Source organism: Phosphitispora fastidiosa (assembly GCF_019008365.1).
In the GTDB taxonomy this organism is placed as follows: domain Bacteria; phylum Bacillota; class Thermincolia; order Thermincolales; family UBA2595; genus Phosphitispora; species Phosphitispora fastidiosa.
In genome coordinates this window covers 1-614 of record NZ_JAHHUL010000062.1, presented here as the reverse complement: position 1 = coordinate 614, position 614 = coordinate 1, and the positions used below count along the sequence as shown (strand labels likewise).

At 45.1% G+C, this 614-nt stretch carries 1 protein-coding gene; it reads left to right on the top strand.

The window, feature by feature from the left end; all coding sequences use genetic code 11:
• Positions 1-548: AAA family ATPase (locus tag Ga0451573_RS18935; RefSeq protein ID WP_331459449.1), on the top strand; the 548-nt coding region annotated here is incomplete at its 5' end.
• Positions 549-614: the final 66 nt, after the last annotated feature.

Here is a 614-nt window from a genome sequence, read left to right as displayed (position 1 = left end):
AGTGGCTCACTTTTTTCCTGGCGCTAGTGGCTCATTTTTTTTCTGGCGACTGGCTCAGTTTTTTCTTGACAATCGCAACAAGGGCTTTGGACGGAATCCTTGATTATCCCCTTACCATCATCGAAGCGCCCATGGGCTACGGCAAAACCACTTCCGTAAGGGAGTATTTAAGAAACGCCGGAGTGGATATGCTGTGGCAAAGGGTTTATGACAGTTCAACCGTCAGCTTTTGGGAAGGTTTCGCCAATCTGTTTTGCGAATTGGACGTCGACCGCTCTCAAAGCCTTGTCCATCTCCGTTTGCCGGATGACGACATATCCAGGCATGAAGTAATTAAATTAATCAAAGATATTAAGCTGCCGGATAAAACCGTTTTGGTAATCGACGACTATCACCATATCAATATTCCCCGCTTAAACAGCTTTATTGAGCTTCTTGCAGAAAACAAAATTGATTATCTGCATATCGTCCTGACCACGCGCATTGCGAAATTTCAAAGGCTTGAAGAGCTTGTCCTGAAAGGATATCTGCATCATATAACATTTTAGCCGTGTTTCCGCAGTTGAGCATGCAAAAACACCGGCTAAGCACTGGCCCTACCGGCGTTAAGTCAT